The sequence below is a fragment of the Streptomyces yangpuensis genome (assembly GCF_001005295.1).
Classification (GTDB): domain Bacteria; phylum Actinomycetota; class Actinomycetes; order Streptomycetales; family Streptomycetaceae; genus Streptomyces; species Streptomyces yangpuensis.
On the sequence record NZ_LBMK01000008.1, the window covers coordinates 184715 to 203878 of the forward strand.

Genomic DNA, 19164 nt, shown 5'->3' on the forward strand with positions numbered 1-19164 from the left:
GCACGTGCAGACGACCACGGAGCTGGTGGAGAGGGCGGCCGGGCTGGCCCGCCGCGGCGGTCGGTCGATTCTCGGCGTGGCCGGGCCGCCAGGCGCCGGGAAGTCGACCCTGGCCGCCCGGCTGGCCGAGGCGCTCGGCCCGCGGACGGCCGTGGTCGTGCCCATGGACGGCTTCCACCTCGCCGGGGCCGAGCTCGACCGGCTGGGGCGGGCCGACCGCAAGGGCGCCCCGGACACCTTCGACGCGGCCGGGTACGTGCACCTGCTGGCCCGCCTGCGTGACTCCGCCGGATCCGGCGGAGTCACGGTCTACGCGCCCGCGTTCGACCGGACCCTGGAGGAGCCGATCGCGGGCAGCATCCCCGTTCCCCCCGACGTCCCGCTGGTGATCACCGAGGGCAACTACCTGCTGCACGACGCGGGCGAGTGGGCCGCGGTGCGGCCGCTGCTGGACGAGGCCTGGTACTGCGCCCCGGACGAGGAGACACGGGTGCGGCGCCTGGTCGAACGGCACGTGCGCCACGGCAGGGAACCCGCCCTCGCGCGCGTCTGGGTGGCCCGCTCCGACGAGGCGAACGCCCGCCTCATCGCCGTCGGCCGCCACCGCGCCGACCTCGTCCTCGACCCTGGCTGACCGGGCCGGAACGGTGGCCCGCGCACCCGTGCGGGTGCTCCGGCGTGGCGGAATGGGGTTGTCCGAATCCGCTGTTAGGGTGACGTGTGCTCGTCAAGGCGAGCCGTTTCGGTTCCTGACATTCCAACGGGGTAGAACGTGAAGTTTCGTCATGTCCGTGCGATAGCCGTCTTCGGTATCGCCATCGTCGCGCTCACCGGTGCCCGCGGTTCCAACGGGGCCAGCTGCGGCGGCAGCAGTCACTCCAGCTCCAGCAGCTCCGGCGGCAGCAGCAGCGGTGGCTCCAGCAGCGGAAGCGACAGCGGCAGCGCCAGCGGCAGCGACAGCACCAGCGGCACCAGCGGTACGAGCAGCAGCTCCGGTGGCACCACTACCACCGGCGGTTCCAGCAGGGACAAGGCCGAGCGCGACATCAAGATCGACAGCTGCAAGCTGGACGGCACCGGCAAGAACCTGGTCGCCCGCCTCACCGTCACCAACAGCGGTTCGCTGGACCAGACCTACAGCATCACCATGAAGTTCAACCCGGCCGCCGGGTCGAGCGCGGTCGCGGCCCAGGCCAGGGTGACCGGTCTCAAGGTCAAGGCGGGTGCGTCCCAGCAGACCGAGGCCACCACGCCGTACACCGGCAAGGGCAACGGCAGCGAGTACAAGGAGTGCGTCGTCTCCAGCGCGTCGAAGAGCTCCCTCTGACACACCCTTCGACACGCTGTCCGGCGCACCGTCTGCGACGCTGTCCGGCACACCGTGCCACGTCCCGGCCGGCCGCCACGAGCAGCCGGCCGGGACGGCCGCGTCAGGCCAGGTCGAACCTGTCGAGGGTCATGACCTTGTCCCAGGCCGCCACGAAGTCACGGACGAACTTCTCCCGCGCGTCCTTGGACGCGTAGACCTCCGCGATGGCCCGGAGCTGGGAGTTCGAACCGAAGACGAGGTCCACGGCGGTGGCGGTCCACTTCGGCTCGCCGTTGCCGCCGCTGCGGCCCTCGAAGACGTTCTCGTCCGTGGCCGACGCCGTCCACCGGGTCCCCATGTCCAGCAGGTTGACGAAGAAGTCGTTCGTCAGGGTCTCCGGCCGGTCGGTGAACACGCCGTGCCGGGACTGCCGGAATCCGGTGTTCAGGGCCCGCATGCCACCGACCAGTACCGTCATCTCGGGCGCCGTCAGGTCCAGCATGCTCGCACGGTCGAGCAGCAGGGTCTCCGGAGACAGCTTCTCGCCCGCCGGGAAGTAGTTGCGGAACCCGTCGGCCCGCGGTTCGAGCACGGCGAACGAGTCCACGTCCGTCTGCTCCTGCGTGGCGTCCGTACGCCCGGGGGCGAACGGGACCGTGATGTCGTGCCCCGCGTTCTTCGCGGCCTGCTCGATCGCCGCGCACCCGCCGAGGACGATCAGGTCGGCGAGCGAAACCTTCGTCCCGCCGTCCTGCGAACCGTTGAAGTCGCGCTGGATCCCCTCAAGGGTCTGCACCACTTCGGCCACCTCGGGCAGGTCGTTGACCTCCCAGTCCTTCTGCGGCGCGAGCCGGATCCGGGCCCCGTTCGCCCCGCCGCGCTTGTCGGTGCCGCGGAAGCTCGCCGCCGACGCCCAAGCCGTGGTCACCAGCTGGGAGACGGTCAGCCCCGAGGCGAGGATCCGGCCCTTGAGGGCGGCCACGTCCCCGGCCGACACCAGCTCGTGGTCGACCGCCGGAACGGGGTCCTGCCACAGCTGCGGTGCGGGGATCCATGGCCCCAGGTACCGCGAGATCGGCCCCATGTCACGGTGCAGCAGCTTGTACCAGGCCTTGGCGAACGCCTCGGCGAGCTTGTCCGGGTTCTCGTGGAAGCTCTTCGAGATCGGCGCGTAGACCGGATCCAGCTTCAGCGCCAGGTCCGTCGTCAGCATCATCGGGGCGTGCCGCTTCGACGGATCGTGAGCGTCCGGCACCGTCCCCTGGGCCGAGGCGTCCTTGGGCGTCCACTGCTGCGCCCCGGCCGGGCTTGTCGTCAACTCCCAGTCGTAGGCCAACAGGTTGTCCAGGTAGCCGTTGTCCCACTTCGTCGGCTCGGTCGTCCAGGCTCCCTCGAGCCCGCTGGTGATCGTGTCGACGCCCTTGCCGCTTCCGTACGAGTTGTGCCAGCCGAGGCCCAGCTGCGTCAGCGGAGCGGCCTCCGGCTCCGGACCGACGTACTCGGGATCGACCGCGCCGTGGCACTTGCCGAAGGTGTGGCCGCCGACGATGAGGGCGACCGTCTCCTCGTCGTTCATCGCCATGCGCCCGAACGTCTCGCGAATGTCCTTGGCCGCGGCGATCGGATCCGGATTTCCGTTGGGGCCCTCGGGATTGACGTAGATCAATCCCATCTGCACGGCTCCGAAAGGCCCGGTGAGTTCACGGTCACCGCTGTAGCGCTCGTCGCCGAGCCAGGTGTCCTCGGGTCCCCAGAAGACTTCCTCGGGCTCCCAGATGTCCTCCCGGCCGAATCCGAATCCGAAAGTCTTGAACCCCATCGACTCCATTGCGCAGTTGCCTGCGAAGACCAGCAGGTCGGCCCAGGAGATCTTCCGGCCGTACTTCTGCTTGACCGGCCAGAGCAGTCGGCGCGCCTTGTCCAGACTCGCGTTGTCCGGCCAGCTGTTGAGGGGCGCGAAACGCTGTGCGCCGGAACCGCCGCCGCCACGGCCGTCCGCGGTGCGGTAGGTGCCCGCGGCGTGCCAGCTCATCCGGATGAAGAGCGGCCCGTAGTGGCCGTAGTCGGCGGGCCACCAGTCCTGCGAGGTCGTCATCACCTCGAAGACGTCCCGCTTCAGCGCGTCGACGTCCAGGGTCGCGAACTCTTCCGCGTAGTTGAAGTCCTCGCCCATCGGATTGGCCTGGGGCGAGTTCTGGTGGAGAACCTGAAGGTCCAACTGGTTCGGCCACCAGTCCCGGTTCGTCCTGGGACGAGTGGGCGCCGGGGTCGGGGAGGGGATTGCGGGGTTCTCGCTTTCGCTGCCGGACACGTCCGTCCTTCTTCCTGTCTCGGTGCTTCCATCTGCTGGCTGCTCGCTCTTGACGGCGTCCGTATGGTCGCGCACCGCGGACCGCGGGGCTGAGAGAACACGCAGGGCGCGCTCGCCCAACCAGCATTACCGGTATGCCGCCCGCCCGGGAATGGAGGGAAAGGCGGAGATCGTACGATCATCGTTATCGCTCCGCCCCTGTGGAAAGCGCCGGAGGCAGTTCCCTGCCGGTAATCTGTACCTCGCTTTTCTGGTCGCGGCGGGGCCCGCCCACGTCCTTGTCCTTTATCCCGACGATCAAGAACCGGTGAGCCGAATGAGTGACCTGCTGGAGCGGCTGCGGGGGCGCGGCTGGCGTATGACGTCCCAGCGGCGTGTCGTCGCGGAGGTCCTCGACGGCGAGCACGTGCACCTGACGGCGGACGAGGTGCACGCCCGCGCGGCCGGGCGCCTCCCGGAGATCTCGCGGGCCAGCGTCTACAACACCCTGGGCGAGATGGTCGCCCTGGGCGAGGTCGCCGAGCTCTCCGCGCACGGTCGGGCCAAGCGCTACGACCCCAACGCGCACCGCCCGCACCAGCACCTGGTGTGCTCCGGTTGCGGCCTCATCCGTGACGTGCACCCGACCGGTGACCCGCTGGCCGGTCTGCCGGTGCAGGAGCGTTACGGCTTCGCCGTGTCCGAGGCCGAGGTCGTCTACCGCGGGCTGTGTCCTTCCTGCGCGGGCGCGTCGGCCGGGCCGGCCGGGCCGACGAACGCCTGACCACGGCGGGTACCCGTACGTCCACGGCCTGGCACCAGCGCGGGGCTACCACTCGGGGTGGACGTCACGGCTGTCGTAGCGGTCGCCGGCTGCGGTGATCCACGGCCGGAAGCGGCCGGGACCGGTGCCGTCATGGGCGTAGGTGACCGGCTCCCGCGTGTCGTCGGTGACGACGACGGCCCCGGCCCGCTGGGCGCTGCGCAGCGCATGCGTCCAGTGGCGGCCGCGGTGGCCGGTGCGGTAGTCGGGGATCTTGCACTGGGTCATCTCGGTTCTCACCGTCCGGTCGGTCATCGGATCCGGACAGGGCGCCTACCCCGTTCCGCCCGCTCCGAACGTCACCGTCCGGCCGCTCCGAACGTCAGCGTCCGTCCGGCCGACAGGCGGCTGGGGGCCCGGCCCTCTCGTACCGGAGCCGGGATTGCGCCAGAGTGATCGTCCGCGCCTCCCGCGCATCCGGCAGCACCACTCGACCCATGGAGTTCCGCCGTGGCCACGACCTCCGAACCATCAGGGACGACGCCCGCCGCCCCGACGCCCGCCGCCCCGCCCGCAGAAGCCGCCGCCGTCCGGATCGAACGGGACGGACCCGTCACCACCGTGATCCTCGGCCGTCCAGCGGTCCGCAACGCGGTCGACAGCCCGACGGCGGCCCGGCTCGCCGATGCCTTCCGGGCGTTCGAAGCGGACGAGGACGCGTCCGTCGCCGTCCTGTGGGGTGAGGGCGGTACGTTCTGCGCGGGCGCGGACCTGAAGGCGGTCGGGACCGACCGCGGCAACCAGGTGCTCGCCGACGGCGACGGCCCCATGGGCCCCACACGGATGGAGCTGAGCAAGCCGGTGATCGCCGCGATCGGCGGTCACGCGGTGGCCGGCGGGCTCGAACTGGCCCTGTGGTGCGATCTGCGGGTGGCCGAGGAGGACGCGACCCTCGGGGTGTTCTGCCGACGCTGGGGCGTGCCGCTGATCGACGGCGGGACGGTAAGGCTGCCCCGCCTCATCGGCGAGAGCCGCGCCATGGACCTGATCCTGACCGGCCGTCCCGTCACCGCCGCCGAGGCGTACGCGATCGGCCTCGTCAACCGCCTCGTACCACCCGGCGAGGCCCGTCGGGCGGCGGAACGCCTCGCGCACGAGATCGCCGGGTTCCCGCAGCTGTGCATGAGGCACGACCGGCTCTCCGTACGGGAACAGCACGGCCTGGGGGAGCGGGAGGCGCTGGCCGCCGAGTACCGGCACGGCCTCGTGCCGCTCACCGCCGGCGAGACCCGGGCCGGGGCCGACCGGTTCACGGCCGGGGCCGGACGCCACGGCTCCTTCACCGACTGAGCGGCGCGGGGGCGGGCCCGCCGGCCGGCGGGGCGACGAGGGGCATCATGGCCGTGTGAACGTGTCCCCGGCCACCGGCGGCGGAGCCGGCGTCCCCGGCTTCCTCGGCGTGGCCCCCACACCCCGCACCGCCGTGGTCTGGCTCCCGCCGGCCGCGCTGTGGCCCCCGATCCAGGCCGTCCGTGCCGAGCACGACCCGCAGATCCGCCGCTGGCCCCCGCACGTGAACCTGGTCTTCGGCTTCGTCCCGGAGGCCGACTTCGCCCGGGCCGCCCCCCTGCTGGCCGCCGCGGCGACCGCCGTCGAGCCCTTCGACATCCGGCTCAGCGGAGTGCGGGCCTTCCGCCACCGCGCCTACGCGACCGTCTGGCTGGACCCCGCCGCGGCGGGCCTCGCCCCGTGGCGGGCGCTCCAGGAGAGCCTGGTGGAGCCGTTCCCCGCATGCCGCGGCCGGTTCCCGGCGTTCACACCGCACCTCTCCCTCGGCCGCACCCGCGACCCGCGCGGCCTCGCCGCGGAGTGCACGGCCCGGCTGGGCGCCATGGCGGCGCGGGTGGACGAGGTCGTGCTGCTCTCCCGCCGCGGTGACGGACCCATGCGGCCCCGAGCCGTGATCGGCGTCGGGACGGGCACGATCGCGTGGTCAGCGCCGTCAGCGCCGTGAGCTCGGACCCGCACCCGCACCTGCGTCCTCGTCCTCGTGCTCGTCCTCGTCCTCGTCCTCGGGAACGTGGGGCAGAGCGTCACGCAGGCGGTCCAGGAGGGCCCGTGCCGCAGGGCTCGCGGGTCCCGCGGCCGGCCAGGCGAGCACGATACGGGCCCGCAGGCCGGGCTCCGCGAGCCGCAGGGCGTGCAGCCCACCGCCGGCCTCGGAGCCCTCCTCCCCGAGCGGCAGGACGGCGACGCCCAGGCCCCGCGCGGCCAGCTGCGCGAGCACCTGCGGGGACGCCGCCTCGAAGGCGACCCGGGGCCGGAACCCCGCCCGGGCACAGCCCCGTTCGAGTGCCGCCCGTACCCCGGTGCCACGTGGCAGACAGATCAGTGGCCGGTCGCGCAGCTCGGCCAACGGGACCGTCGTGCGGCCGGCGGGGGAGAGCAGCGGGTCACCGGTTGCGACGGCGGCGCCGAGCGGAGCGTCGATCACCGTCCGGAAGGAGAGGCCCGCCGGGGTCTCCTCCCCCGTGGGCCCGAGCAGCGCGATATCGATCTCGCCGGCCAGGAGCGCGGCCTGCATCCGCTCCGAGGTGTCCTCGGTCAGCGCGATCTCCAGGGCGGGATGGGCTCCGTGGAACTCCGCGAGGAACGCGGCGACGTCGAAGGCGTGGCCGGTGGATCCGGAGACCAGCCCGAGCGTGACCCTGCCACGCAGCAGACCGGTGTGTTCGTCCACCGCCTGCCGTACCCCGTCGGCCGCGGCCAGCGCAGCCCGCGCGTACGGCAGGACCGCCCGGCCCACCTCGGTCGGTGTCACCGATCGGCCGGACCGGTCGAGGAGAGGCTGCCCGAGCTCCTTCTCCAACTGGCGGATCTGCGCGCTGAGTCCGGGCTGCGCCAGGTGCAGCCGGGCGGCTGCGCGGGTGAAACCACCCTCCTCGACGACGGCCACGAGATAGCGCAACTGACGGAGTTCCATAACCAGGAATTCTAGGCCGGAGCACATCAATCTATTGGCGGTATGGCTCCGTTGGCGCCAGGCTGGATCACATGGCGAACACGACGACACGCAAAGGACGGAAGGCCGAGATCAGGGCAATGATCGCGGCAGAGCGACGGGAGCTGGCCGATCTGCTCGACGGCCTCCGCGACGACCAGTGGAACGAGCCCAGCCTCTGCGCCGGTTGGCGGGTCCGCGAGGTCGCGGCCCACATGTCGACGGGGTTCCGGCTGTCCCTGCCCGCGACCCTGCGCGAACTGGCAGGAGCCGGTGGCAATCTGCACCGCATGACCGACCGGGTCGCGCGCGGGGACGCGGCCGCCCGTTCGACGGCCGAGCTCGCCGCGTTCCTGCGGGACGGCGCCCACCACCCGTGGACGCCCCCGGTCGGCGGGTTCGCGGCGGCCCTCGGCCACGACGTGGTGCACGGGCTGGACATCACGGTCGCGCTCGGCATCGACCGGCGCGTCCCCGAGGAGCGGCTGCGGGTGCTGCTCGCCGGGATCCGGCCCAGCGGCCTGCGGTTCTTCGGCGTCGACCTCGACGGCGTGCAGCTGTGCGCCGATGACCTGGACTGGTCGTACGGTGCCGGATCCGGAGCCCCCGTACGCGGCGCGGCCCAGGACCTCCTCCTGCTCGCCTTCGGCCGCAGACTGCCGCCCGGCCGGCTCCGCGGTGAACCGAGCGGCCGCTTCACCGCGACCGCGAACGCCACCGCTTGACGGTGCGCCGCGGCCGGCGGGGCGGAGGGCCGGCGCGGGGTGACCGTCGCGCGGTGCGCGCCGCAGGTCGATGCGGGTGAAGCACTCGGTGATGATCCGTTCGCGGACGTCGGCCGGGAGGCGGGACAGAATGCCGGGCAGCGAGCGCTCCCGGGCCACCTCGCTGACACGCACGGGACCGGCCCGGGCCGGCCGGGGTTCGGCCGGCACCCGGCCGGTGTCCGTGTGCGCGGGCGGGGGTCAGGGCCGGGGCGGCGGCGGGGGGTTCCCCTGGTCGCGGCGCAGCTGCTCCTTGAGCTTGTCCTGGGCCATGTCGACCTGACCGCTGTACTTGTCCTGGGTCTTGCCGTCGACGTAGTCACCGGCCTTGTCGACGCCCTGTTCGGCCTGGCTCTCGTGGCCGCGCAGCATCTGCTTGAGCTTGTCCATCATCGACACGAAGGTCTCCTTTGCGTCCGTCCCCCACGGCCAGGGTTGCCGATGATCGCCCGTGCCGCATCCGCGAGGCGCTGACCTCGACGGATACCGTCACCGGCCACCGGCCACCGGCCACCAGGCATGGAGTACCGAGCGGTCAGAGGCCGGCGGGACGCGATCCCCGGCGGACCGCATGGACGAGCAGACCGAGCAGCCAGGCCTGGAAGACGTACGAGAACACCAGGATGGCCCAGATGCTCCCGTCGGTCTGCGCCCAGGCGCCCAGCGAGTTGACCACCGAGAGCAGCATGGCCCCGGTGGGCACGGCCAGCATCAGGGCGAACAGCCCGGCCGCCTGATCGCCTCCCTCACCGGCGCCTATGAGCAGCAGCAACGCCGCCGAGCCGAGGTACACCCGCGACAACCAGTTGCCGAAGGTGATGCGGGCGAAGGCGCGCACCGGTCCAGAACGCATGGGACTCCTTGTGATGTCCGGGTGGGGCGGGGGTCGTGGGGCCCCGGTGATCACCATGGTGGTGCAGCCCCGCCCGCCTCGTCAGAGCGCGCGTACTCAGTACACGTACTCAGCTCCCGCCCCCGGGCGTCGGAAGCAGACGTCGGCAGCACGGCCGACGCGCTGCCAATCGGCGGGAGAAGGGGCTCGGCATGGAACGATTCTCCGCATGACAGAGAGCATGAGCCCGTACATGTCCTCGCCGCGGGTCACCGTCCTGGGGGTGCAGCCCGGCGACCCGCCGTTCCGGATCGTCGAGATCGACGGGGAGATGGTCCGTATGGCGACATCCATGACCGACGTGATCCTGGCTGCTGCGGACGCGGGGATCACCATCCACGACCTCGACGATCCGGACGTGGTCCGCTGGGTCGGCGGCGGGAAACTCACCTGGCGGCTGCACTAGGTTCTGTTTCCTGGGGCCGACAGGGCCCAGGGAGGAAGGCGTGCCGGGCGGCTGCGCAGGCCGTCGCCCGCTTCCAGGCCACGTGTACCACCGAGAAAGGACCGGTGACCCGGGTTCGGCCGACGTGCACGCACACGGACGGCTGCCACCGCGGGTGGGGCGGTGAGCGTGAGTGCGCGGGTGGACGCGGGGGGTTGCCGATCAGGTGGCGCGTCCGTAGCGGACCGCTGCGCTCCAGATCTGCTCCAGACGCACAGTGGTGCCGGGGCGGGGAGCGTGCCAGATCTTGTTGTCGCCGGCGTAGATGCCGACGTGGCCCATGGTCGCCCCTCGAGGGAAGAAGACCAGGTCACCGGCCGTGCGATCGGCCTTGGGGATGTGCCGGGTGTGCTCGTACTGCTGGTCGGCCGTGCGTGGAAGGCGTTTGCCGGCCTTCTTGAACGCGTAGAGGGTGAGGCCCGAGCAGTCGAAGCGTTTGGGTCCGGTGGCGCCGTAGGCGTACGGCGAGCCCTGTTTGGAGGCGGCCACCGCCACGGCTCTCTCGCCGTACGACGGTGCTGCGTGAGCCGGGTCCGTGGGCCAGGTCAGGGCGCCGGCCGCGAGGAGCAGTATGAAGAAGAAGGCACGTGCTCTGGGGCAACAGCACATCGGAGAAGTGCCCTTGAGGGCCTTTCGGAAGTCCGTCCTGGAGCAGGACATCGTGACACCTCCGCAATCGGTTGGCAGGCGACGATTCAGATCAGCGGCCTGGTCCTGTTCTCGGTGGCAGTCGTCTTGGCTCTGACGGCGGACCAGTTTTCCCGGACGTCCCGCCGTGGCCACATCGGACACGATGGGATTTGTCGCGATTTTGTGTTCGATTCGAGATGATAGGGAAGAAGGATTTACACACCGGGAGGGCGCGGTGGCGGAGCCACCGCCGATGTGCTGAATCGGGGTGCCGGCAGGCATCGGCCTGCCGGGGAGCGGGCACGCAGCACGGGTGACCACGACCGACCTGCTTCCGGCGCCGCCGCCGCACGCCGCGGCCCGCCGGGCCCTGCTCGCCGGTTCGGCCGGCAACCTCGTCGAGTGGTACGAGTTCGGTGTCTACGGCTGCTTCGCCACCGTCATCGCGGCCAACTTCTTCACCGTGCACGGGGGATCGGGGGCGGGTTCGGCCGTGGAAGGCCCGGGCGGCGGTGCCGAGGCGCTGGTCGCCACGTACGCCTCGTTCGCCCTCGCCTTCTTCTTCCGGCCCGTCGGTGCCCTCCTGTTCGGGCGCATCGGCGACCGTTACGGCCGCCGTACCGTCCTCGTCCTCGTCATCGGCCTCATGACGCTCGCCACCACCCTGATCGGGCTCCTGCCCACGCGCGCCGACATCGGCGCCGCGGCCCCCTGGCTGCTGACGTTCCTGCGCGTCGTGCAAGGGCTGTCCGCCGGAGGCGAGTTCGGCGGGGCGGTGTCCGTGATGGTGGAGTACGCGCCACCGGGCCGCCGCGGACTCTACGGCGCATGGCAGTCCTTCACCGTGGCCCTCGGCCTGCTGGCCGGCGCCGCAACGGCCGCTGCCCTGGCGACGGTCCTGCCCGCCGCTGCGCTCTACGGGTGGGGGTGGCGGATCCCGTTCCTGCTGGCCCTGCCCCTCGGGCTGGTCGCACTGTGGCTGCGTACGGCGCTGGAGGAACCACCGGGCGCGCCCCCACCCGCGCCGGGGAGGGCCGGGTCGGCCGGGACGGCGGACGCAGCGGCGGCCCCCATCGGGACGGCGACCGTACGGGAGCAGGTGCGTGCCGTCGGGCTCGGCATCGGGCGGATCATGGGCTGGTCGGCGGCCGGGTACACCTTCCTGGTCGTCCTGCCGTCCCATCTCCAGTCCGCCCTGGGGGCGTCCTTCCGGGACGCCCTGCTCGCCACCACCCTCGTCAACCTCGGCTTCGCAGCGTCGATCCTGCCCGCGGGCCTGCTCAGCGACCGCGTCGGACGGCGCCCCGTCATGCTCGGCGGCGCACTCGGCGTCGCCGTGTCCGCCTTCCCCCTCCTGCACGTGCTCCAGTCGTCAGGAGCGTCCCCGCAGGCCCGGGCCGCAGCCGTGCTGGTGGCCGGCGCGCTGGTCGGCCTGCTCGCCGGACCCGGCCCTGCCATGCTGGCCGAGATGTTCCCAAGACGTGTTCGCTGCACGGGACTCGGGCTCTCCTACGCGCTCGCCAACGCCGTCTTCTCCGGCTGCGCGGGGCTCTTCGTCACCGCACTCACCGCCCGGACCGCAAGCACCGCCGTCCCCTCCCTCTACGCCGCCACCGCCTGCGCCCTCAGCGCACCGGCGCTGCTGACCCTGCGCGCCGACGACCACCGGGAGCCACTGCGATGAGAGTGATCGGCCTGATGTCCGGGACCTCGTACGACGCCGTCGACGCCGCCGCCTGCGACCTCGGCCACCAGCCCGGGGACGGCACACTGCACCTCAACCCGCTGGGCATGGTCAGCGAGCCCTACCCGGCGGACCTGCGGACCGCGCTCGCCGAGGCCCTGCCGCCCGCCACCACCACACTCGCCGACGTATGCCGGCTCGACACCCGGATCGGGCAGGCCTTCGGGCGGCTCGCCGTCCGGGCCGACCGCGAACTGTGCGCGGGGCGTGCCGAGTTGATCGCCTCCCACGGGCAGACCGTGTACCACTGGGCGGCCGACGGGCAGGTCCACGGCACCCTCCAGCTCGGCGACCCCGCCTGGATCGCCGAGGCCACCGGCCACCCCGTCGTCTCCGGATTCCGGCCCCGGGACATCGCCGCCGGCGGGCAGGGCGCGCCACTGGTCAGCCTGATCGACCTGATGCTGCTGCGCGGCCGTCCCGGCGTACCGGCCGCCCTGAACATCGGGGGGATCGCCAACGTCACCGTCGTGCCAGGGAACGCGGACCCCGTGGCCTTCGACACCGGCCCGGGAAACGCGCTCATCGACGCCGCCGTGCGCGAACTGAGCGGCGGACGGCTCGCGTACGACGAGGACGGCGCCCTCGCAGCCTCCGGGCGCGTACACGAAGACCTGCTGCGATGCCTGCTCGCCGAGCCGTACTACCGGTTGCCGCCGCCGCGGACGACGGGCAAGGAACTCTTCCACGAGGGGTATCTCCGGTCCCACCTGGCCGAGTTCGGGCAGCTCCCGCCGCAGGACCTGCTCGCCACGCTCACCCGCCTCACCGCCCGGACCGTCGCCGACGCGCTGCGGCCACTGGGAGCCACCGAGGTCTTCGCCTCGGGAGGCGGGGTGCGTAATCCGACGCTCACCAGGATGCTCCGGGCCGAGCTGGCCGGCACCCGGCTGCGTACCTCGGAGGAGCTCGGGCTGCCCGCCGCGGCCAAGGAGGCGTACGCGTTCGCCGTGCTCGGATACCTGACGCTGCACGGCCTGCCAGGCAACGCGCCCGGCTGCACCGGGGCCGCGGGCTCCCGCGTCCTGGGCTCGATCACCCCGGGCGGCCGCCCGCTCCGCCTGCCCGAGCCGCCGCCGGTCGCCCCCTACGCCCTCTGCGTCCGCACGGACGGCGTCAACGTGCGCACGTGCGCGCTCCGTTAGGGGGCGTCCGGGCGACCGGCCGCCCCTGGTGGATCCGGCGGTCGTCGACATGCCGCACATACTCGTCGGCACCGGACGCCGCCGCGGCGAACCGAGCGCCCCCGGCGCGCTGTCGCACAGCTCCCTGGCGCGGAACTCGTCGAGGGCCTGTCCCTCTGAGAGCCCGGCCGGGGGGGCCGTCACCGTCACTTGCCGACGATCTTGCGCACGTTCTCGATGCTGCCGCAGTCCGACGCGAGCTGCTTCTCCCGCTCCTCCAGGAAGGCGGCGCCCAGCTCGGCCCGGCGCTCGTCGGGGACGTTCTCCCGGGCGCCGTTGAGGATGGTCCGTTCCTCCTCGTCCAAGTGGTGGGAGACCGCCTTCACGAGGTCCTCCAGGCGTTCGTCCCACTCGTCGGATCCGACGTCGTCCACCTCCAGGAGCTTCAGCAGGGCCTCGTTGCCCTCGGCGTGTTCCTCCTCGCCGTGCTCGACCTCGTCGTCGTCGACGCCCCTGAAGCGTTTGAGCGCGCCGTAGACCTCGGCCTCCTCGGCCTCGCCGTGTGCGATGAGCAGGGCCGAGAACTCGTCCCGGGCCGCCTCGCGGTCGGCCTCGACGCTCCGCATCCGGCGGAACAGCTCCTCCATCGTGCGGTGGTCCTTCAGGATCGCCGCGACCACATCCTGGTCCTTGCCCTCGCCCGCCATGCGACATGCCTCCGATCGATCGGGTCCGGTCGTCTGGCGCCTGCTCGCTCGCCGCGACCTGAAACCTTCCCGCCGGGAGCGACCGCCATCGACGGCGCGCGCCCCGCCGGGAACTCCTCGGCGGCGGTCATCGCCTCAGCTGCTGCTGGATGCGGGCGTCCTCGCCAAGGAGGCCCGACGGGAGCCTCCCTGTCGGGACCGCCCTGGGGCCCGGGGGACGTGGGTGCTGGTGCCGGTCGGGTCCGTCAGGGCCGGATGGGCCACGGCCCGCCCGCGCGCCGCCGTGCCTGCCTGGGCATCGCCGTGGCTCCTGCCATCGTGGGCCACCGCGCTCCGTGTCTCCCCTGGAGGTTTCCGCCGTGTCCCCACGCCCGTACGGCCACCCCCGCCGGATCCGCCCGTCGCTGCGCCTGGCCGCCGCGGCTGCCGTGTGCGGCGCCCTGCTCGGCGCCTCCGTACTGCCGGCACAGGCCGCCGCGGACCGCAACCCGCCGCCGGACCGCGGAGCGGCCCTCCGCCAGGAGCTGCGGGAGCTGGTCGAGCGCCCGGACGGACCCCCCGGGGTCATCGCCGTTCTGCGCGACGGGGACCACAGCAAGGTCTACCGCGCGGGCGTGGCCGACGTGGAGAGCGGCCGGCCGCCCAAGGCGACCGACCACATGCGGATCGCCAGCGTCGCCAAGGCCTTCAGCGGGGCGGTGGCCCTGAGCCTCGTCGACCGCGGCCGGCTGAGCCTGGACGACACGATCGGCGAGGTACTGCCCGAGCAGCCGGAGGCCTGGCATGCGGTGACGCTGCGTCAACTCCTCAACCACACCAGCGGACTGCCGGACTACTCGGCCTCCCAGCCGTTCATCGACATCGTCAGCGAGGACCCCCGCCACCACTTCGACTCCCGGCGCCTGCTGGAGTTCGTCGCCGGCCAGGACCTCGAATTCGAGCCGGGCAGCCGCTACCTCTACTCCAACTCCGACAACATCGCCGTCGCCCTGATGGCCGAGGCCGTCACCGGACGCCGGTACGAGAGGCTGCTGCGCGAGCTCGTGTACCGGCCGCTGGGTCTGACCGACACCAGCCTTCCCCAGGGCTACCGGCTGCCCGAGCCCTTCCTCCACGGCTACCAGATCGACCCGCAGGAGGGGCCCGTCGACGTCAGCGAGGCCGTGAGCGCCTCGGGGGCCTGGGCCGCGGGCGGCATCGTCTCGACACCGAAGGACCTGACCGCTTTCATCCGGGGCTACGCCGGCGGCGCCCTCGTATCGGAGCGCACCCGCCGGCAGCAGTTCACGTTCATCCCCGGCGCCCTGTCCCAGCCCCCCGGCCCCGGCCGCACCGAGGCAGGCCTGGCCATCTACCGCTACACCACCCGCTGCGGCACGGTGTACGGCCACACCGGCAACACCCCCGGCTACACGCAGCTGGCGGCGGCCACGGCGGACGGCAAGCGCTCGCTTACCTTCTCGATCACCACCCAGACGTCCCTGACCAACAACCCCGGGCTGCTCGCCCGGGTCCGGGAGATCCAGGAGGACTTCGTCTGCGCCCTGCTGCGGGGGTGACCACAGCGCGTGCGACGCGCAGGGCCGCGCGGCCCTGCGCGCCCGCCACCCGGGCGGCGTAACCTGGTCGGACCGCCACTTCACGCGCGCGCCGGGACTGCGGTGCGCACCCCCGTACACCCCGCCGCGAACGATCCAGGGAGGCGGCGAGTGACCGATCCCTTCGGCTTCCTCAGGATCCCCCGCGAGCCGATCCCGGCCCGGCCCGTCGAGGAACGGCTCGGCGACTGGCACGAGGTCCATGCGGGCCAGGCGCTGCTCCCGCTCGTCTCCCGGCAGGCCGACCGCTGTATGGACTGCGGAATCCCCTTCTGCCACACCGGCTGCCCCCTCGGAAACCTCATACCCGAGTGGAACGCGTACGCCGCCCACGCCGACTGGCGCGCGGCCTACGACCGGCTGCATGCCACCAACAACTTCCCGGAGGCCACCGGAAGGCTCTGCCCCGCCCCCTGTGAGGACGCCTGCGTCCTCACGATCAACGCGGACCCGGTGACCATCAAGAACGTCGAGCAGACCATCGTGGACGAGGGACTGCGGCGCGGCTACCTGACACCGAGCCCCCCGGAGCGGCACAGCGGCAGGACCGTGGCCGTCATAGGCTCCGGTCCGGCCGGGCTGGCCGCCGCGCAGCAGCTGACCCGGGCCGGGCACGCGGTCACGGTCCACGAGCGGGCCGACCGGATCGGAGGCCTGCTGCGCTACGGCATTCCCGAGTTCAAGATGGAGAAGGCGCACCTGGACCGCCGGATCGAGCAGATGCGGGCCGAGGGCACGGTGTTCGTCACGGGACAGGACGTGGGAGGCGCCGACGGCACGGCCACGGCAGGAGCGGCCGACGCCGCCGCGCTACGGGGCCGGTGTGACGCCGTCGTCGTCGCGGTCGGAGCCGGCGAGCGCCGGGAACTGCCCGTCCCAGGCCGCGAGCTCCACGGGATCCACCAGGCCATGGACTACCTGACCTGCGCGAACCGGGTCCGTGAGGGCGACTGGGCCGAGCCCCCCATCACGGCCGAAGGCAGGCACGTCGTCATCGTCGGAGGCGGCGACACCGGCTCCGACTGCATGGGGACGGCCCTGCGACAGGGCGCGATCTCGGTGGTCCAGCTCGACATCAATCCGGAGCCCGGCCCGGACCGCACCGACGACGAACCCTGGCCGGTGTACCCGAAGACATACCGGATCTCCCACGCCCACGACGAGGCCCGCGGGCGCGAGGGCCGCGATCCGCGGCTGTTCGCCTGCGCCACCCTGCGCTTCGACGGGGACGCCTCGGGCCGGGTACGGGCCCTGTACCTGACCGCCGTCGAGCCGGTGGGCCGCAGCCCCCTGGCGGGTACGGAGCGGGTGCTCCCGGCCGGGCTGGTCCTGCTGGCCCTCGGCTTCTCCGGCCCCGAGCGGGCGGGCGGCCTGCGCGAACAGCTGGGGCTGGAGCTCGACGAGCGCGGCAACTTCGCGCGGGACGCCGGCTTCGCGGCGTGCGGCGGGCGCGCGCCGGGGGTGTTCGTGGCGGGCGACGCGGGCCGCGGGCAGTCGCTCGTGGTGTGGGCCATCGCCGAGGGCCGGGCCGCGGCCGCGGCCGTGGACCGCTACCTCACGGGCTCCACATGCCTCCCGGCCCCGGTCGCCGCCCACGACCGGCCGATGACGGCCCTGGGCCGCATGCGCTACGGGGACTTCTGAAGGCGGACTTCGGAACCCGGACCTCGGAACGCGAGTCTCCGAAACGCGGGCCTCGCAACGTCGGCGGGGAAAACGGCACGCTCCGGCCGGCCCGAGGGGCCGGCCGGAGCGCGGGTCACTGACGGCGGGGCGGCTGCTCAGCCCGCGGCCAGGAGCGTGAGGGTGTCGATCACGCGGTTCGAGAAGCCCCACTCGTTGTCGTACCAGGCGACGACCTTGACGTGGCGGCCCTCGACGCGGGTGAGCTCCGAGTCGAAGATCGACGAGGCGGGGTTGCCGGTGATGTCGGAGGACACCAGCGGGTCGTCCGAGTACTCCAGCACGCCGGCCAGCGGGCCCTCGGCCGCGGCGCGGTACGCCTCCAGGATCTCCTCGCGCGTCACCTCGCGGGCGACGGTCGTGTTGAGCTCCACGATGGAGCCCACCGGGACCGGTACGCGGATCGAGTCGCCCTGCAGCTTGCCGTCGAGCTGCGGCAGCACCAGACCGATCGCCTTCGCGGCGCCCGTGGAGGTCGGGACGATGTTGACACCGGCCGCGCGGGCACGGCGGGGGTCGCGGTGCGGGCCGTCCTGCAGGTTCTGCTCCTGCGTGTAGGCGTGCACCGTGGTCATGAAGCCGTGCTCGATGCCGGCGAGCTCGTCGAGCACCGCGGCCAGCGGGGCGAGCGCGTTGGTCGTGCAGGACGCGTTCGAGACGATCGTGTGGACGGCCGGGTCGTAGGCGTCGGTGTTCACGCCGTACGCCAGCGTGACGTCGGCACCGTCCGAGGGGGCGCTGACCAGGACCTTCTTCGCTCCCGCCTTCAGGTGGGCGCGGGCGGCGTCCGCCGACGTGAAGCGGCCGGTGGCCTCCAGCACGATGTCGACACCGAGCTCGCCCCACGGCAGCTGCTCCGGCTCGCGCTCGGCCAGCACCGTGATCCGGCGGCCGTCGACGACCAGGGTGTTCCCCTCGACGGTCACCGGGCGACCGAGCCGGCCGGAGGTGCTGTCGTACGCCAGCAGCCGCGCGAGGGCCTTCGGCTCGGTGAGGTCGTTGACGGCGACGACCTCGAGGTCGCTGTCGCGTTCGAGCAGCGCGCGCAGCACGTTGCGTCCGATGCGGCCGAATCCGTTGATGGCGATGCGAGTCATGAGCGAGTCCCTTTCGTTCGCCATCAGGTTCGCCGCCCGCGCCCGCCCGTGACAGCGGCGTGATCGCCACTGTTCAAAAGGATCTCGCCAAGGCGCGGGTGGCGAGATCCTCACGGACCTATTCGCCCTTCGTGAAGGTGCGCCGGTACTCGGTCGGGGTCGTGCCCAGGATCCGCTGGAAGTGCAGCCGCAGGTTCGCACCGGTGCCCAGGCCGACGTCGGCGGCGATCTGCTCGACCCCTCGCTGGGAGCGTTCGAGCAGCTCACGGGCCACATCGACGCGGGCACGCATGACCCACTGCATCGGCGTGTACCCGGTGTCCTGCGCGAACCGCCGCGAGAACGTACGGGGCGACACCCCGGCGTGCCGGGCGAGGGACTCCAGCGTCAGGGGCTCCCCGAGCCGGATCAGCGCCCACTCGCGCGTGGCGGCGAACCGCTCACCGAGCGGCTCCGGCACGCTGCGCGGCACGTACTGCGCCTGACCGCCGCTGCGGTACGGGGCGGCGACCAGGCGCCGCGCCGCGTGGTTGGACGCGGCCACGCCGAGATCGCCGCGCAGGATGTGCAGGCACAGGTCGAGGCCGGAGGCGGCGCCCGCCGAGGTCAGGACGCTGCCCTCGTCGACGAACAGGACGTTCTCGTCGACCCGGACCAGTGGGTGCTTGGCCATGAGCGCCCGGGCGTAGTGCCAGTGCGTCGTCGCGCGTTTCCCGTCCAGCAGGCCCGTCGCGGCGAGCGCGAACGCGCCCGTCGAGATCGCGGCGAGCCGTGCGCCCCGCTCGTGGGCGGCGACCAGCGCGTCGATGACGGGCCGCGGCGGGTCCTCGCGGTCCGGGAAGCGGTAGCCGGGGACGAAGACGATGTCGGCCCACGCGAGGGCGTCGAGGCCGTGCGTCACGTGGTACGACAGGCCGTCGCCGCCGGCCACCAGGCCGGGCGCCGCGCCGCACACCCGTACCTCGTAGGGCATGCTCGCGCGGGTCGTGAAGACCTGGGCGGGGATCCCGACGTCGAGCGGCTTCGCGCCTTCGAGGACGAGGACGGCGACGCGGTGGAGACGGGAGGCTGACACGCGTCGAGCCTACGCGGGACCCGGGAGCGTGTGTTCCGCCGG

Annotated in this window: 20 protein-coding genes; 11 read left to right on the forward strand and 9 right to left on the reverse strand. The window is 72.6% G+C overall.

What is annotated here, in order from left to right:
- Positions 1–4: 4 nt before the first annotated feature.
- Together AAT21_RS30005 and AAT21_RS30010 are read left to right on the forward strand one after the other, a co-directional pair.
- A complete protein-coding gene (locus AAT21_RS30005) occupies positions 5–634 on the forward strand; it encodes a nucleoside/nucleotide kinase family protein (protein WP_046780098.1) in 630 nt (209 codons plus the stop codon).
- A gap of 138 nt (positions 635–772) precedes the next feature.
- Positions 773–1327: a hypothetical protein gene (locus AAT21_RS30010; protein WP_046780099.1), complete on the forward strand. Its 555-nt coding sequence runs from the start codon at positions 773–775 to the stop codon at positions 1325–1327.
- A gap of 103 nt (positions 1328–1430) precedes the next feature.
- Here the strand turns inward: AAT21_RS30010 and katG are convergent, their stop codons facing one another.
- Positions 1431–3620 (reverse strand): catalase/peroxidase HPI, encoded by a 2190-nt coding sequence (gene katG, locus AAT21_RS30015; RefSeq protein ID WP_046780100.1) that lies wholly within the window; start codon positions 3618–3620, stop codon positions 1431–1433.
- 316 nt (positions 3621–3936) lie between these two features.
- On the opposite strand from katG, the gene AAT21_RS30020 reads away from it, so the two are divergent.
- A complete protein-coding gene (locus AAT21_RS30020; protein ID WP_046780101.1) occupies positions 3937–4383 on the forward strand; it encodes a Fur family transcriptional regulator in 447 nt (148 codons plus the stop codon).
- Positions 4384–4428: 45 nt separating this feature from the next.
- Here AAT21_RS30020 and AAT21_RS30025 read toward each other — a convergent pair whose 3' ends face one another.
- Entirely contained in the window at positions 4429–4650 is a 222-nt protein-coding gene (locus tag AAT21_RS30025) for a hypothetical protein (protein ID WP_157879817.1), read from the reverse strand.
- 306 nt (positions 4651–4956) lie between these two features.
- Between AAT21_RS30025 and AAT21_RS30030 the strand changes: the two genes are divergently transcribed.
- Positions 4957–5712, forward strand: a complete 756-nt coding sequence (locus tag AAT21_RS30030) for a crotonase/enoyl-CoA hydratase family protein (RefSeq protein ID WP_046780240.1) — start codon at positions 4957–4959, stop codon at positions 5710–5712.
- A 55-nt stretch (positions 5713–5767) separates the two neighbouring features.
- Positions 5768–6376: a 2'-5' RNA ligase family protein gene (locus AAT21_RS30035; protein WP_046780103.1), complete on the forward strand. Its 609-nt coding sequence runs from the start codon at positions 5768–5770 to the stop codon at positions 6374–6376.
- On the opposite strand, the gene AAT21_RS30040 is transcribed toward AAT21_RS30035, so the two are convergent.
- Positions 6365–7345, reverse strand: coding sequence for a LysR family transcriptional regulator (locus AAT21_RS30040; protein ID WP_079026051.1), 981 nt, complete (start codon positions 7343–7345; stop codon positions 6365–6367). The genes AAT21_RS30035 and AAT21_RS30040 overlap by 12 nt on opposite strands.
- A gap of 71 nt (positions 7346–7416) precedes the next feature.
- Between AAT21_RS30040 and AAT21_RS30045 the strand changes: the two genes are divergently transcribed.
- Entirely contained in the window at positions 7417–8088 is a 672-nt protein-coding gene (locus tag AAT21_RS30045; RefSeq protein ID WP_046780104.1) for a maleylpyruvate isomerase family mycothiol-dependent enzyme, read from the forward strand.
- 240 nt (positions 8089–8328) lie between these two features.
- Here AAT21_RS30045 and AAT21_RS30050 read toward each other — a convergent pair whose 3' ends face one another.
- On the reverse strand, positions 8329–8526 hold the full coding sequence (locus AAT21_RS30050) for an antitoxin (protein WP_046780105.1): 198 nt from the start codon (positions 8524–8526) through the stop codon (positions 8329–8331).
- Between the two features lie 136 nt (positions 8527–8662).
- Positions 8663–8980 carry an SCO4225 family membrane protein gene (locus AAT21_RS30055; RefSeq protein WP_157879818.1) on the reverse strand — a complete coding sequence of 106 codons (318 nt, stop codon included), beginning with the start codon at positions 8978–8980 and terminating at the stop codon, positions 8663–8665.
- A 208-nt stretch (positions 8981–9188) separates the two neighbouring features.
- On the opposite strand from AAT21_RS30055, the gene AAT21_RS30060 reads away from it, so the two are divergent.
- Positions 9189–9425, forward strand: coding sequence for a hypothetical protein (locus AAT21_RS30060; protein WP_046780107.1), 237 nt, complete (start codon positions 9189–9191; stop codon positions 9423–9425).
- Between the two features lie 201 nt (positions 9426–9626).
- On the opposite strand, the gene AAT21_RS30065 is transcribed toward AAT21_RS30060, so the two are convergent.
- Positions 9627–10073: a C40 family peptidase gene (locus tag AAT21_RS30065; RefSeq protein ID WP_046780108.1), complete on the reverse strand. Its 447-nt coding sequence runs from the start codon at positions 10071–10073 to the stop codon at positions 9627–9629.
- A gap of 334 nt (positions 10074–10407) precedes the next feature.
- Between AAT21_RS30065 and AAT21_RS30070 the strand changes: the two genes are divergently transcribed.
- Positions 10408–11778: an MFS transporter gene (locus AAT21_RS30070; RefSeq protein WP_046780109.1), complete on the forward strand. Its 1371-nt coding sequence runs from the start codon at positions 10408–10410 to the stop codon at positions 11776–11778.
- Complete coding sequence (locus AAT21_RS30075; protein ID WP_046780110.1) at positions 11775–12983, forward strand: anhydro-N-acetylmuramic acid kinase; 1209 nt, start codon at positions 11775–11777, stop codon at positions 12981–12983. The genes AAT21_RS30070 and AAT21_RS30075 overlap by 4 nt, the downstream gene beginning before the upstream one ends.
- A 185-nt stretch (positions 12984–13168) precedes the next feature.
- On the opposite strand, the gene AAT21_RS30080 is transcribed toward AAT21_RS30075, so the two are convergent.
- Positions 13169–13669: a hemerythrin domain-containing protein gene (locus tag AAT21_RS30080; RefSeq protein ID WP_046780111.1), complete on the reverse strand. Its 501-nt coding sequence runs from the start codon at positions 13667–13669 to the stop codon at positions 13169–13171.
- A gap of 359 nt (positions 13670–14028) precedes the next feature.
- On the opposite strand from AAT21_RS30080, the gene AAT21_RS30085 reads away from it, so the two are divergent.
- Together AAT21_RS30085 and AAT21_RS30090 are read left to right on the forward strand one after the other, a co-directional pair.
- The gene (locus AAT21_RS30085) at positions 14029–15228 is read left to right on the forward strand and encodes a serine hydrolase domain-containing protein (protein ID WP_052758057.1); all 1200 of its coding nucleotides are present in this window, start codon (positions 14029–14031) and stop codon (positions 15226–15228) included.
- Between the two features lie 150 nt (positions 15229–15378).
- Positions 15379–16911 (forward strand): glutamate synthase subunit beta, encoded by a 1533-nt coding sequence (locus tag AAT21_RS30090; protein WP_046780112.1) that lies wholly within the window; start codon positions 15379–15381, stop codon positions 16909–16911.
- Between the two features lie 137 nt (positions 16912–17048).
- On the opposite strand, the gene gap is transcribed toward AAT21_RS30090, so the two are convergent.
- Complete coding sequence (gene gap / locus AAT21_RS30095; protein ID WP_046780113.1) at positions 17049–18047, reverse strand: type I glyceraldehyde-3-phosphate dehydrogenase; 999 nt, start codon at positions 18045–18047, stop codon at positions 17049–17051.
- Positions 18048–18165: 118 nt separating this feature from the next.
- Positions 18166–19122, reverse strand: coding sequence for a GlxA family transcriptional regulator (locus tag AAT21_RS30100; protein WP_046780114.1), 957 nt, complete (start codon positions 19120–19122; stop codon positions 18166–18168).
- Between the last annotated feature and the right edge of the window lie 42 nt (positions 19123–19164).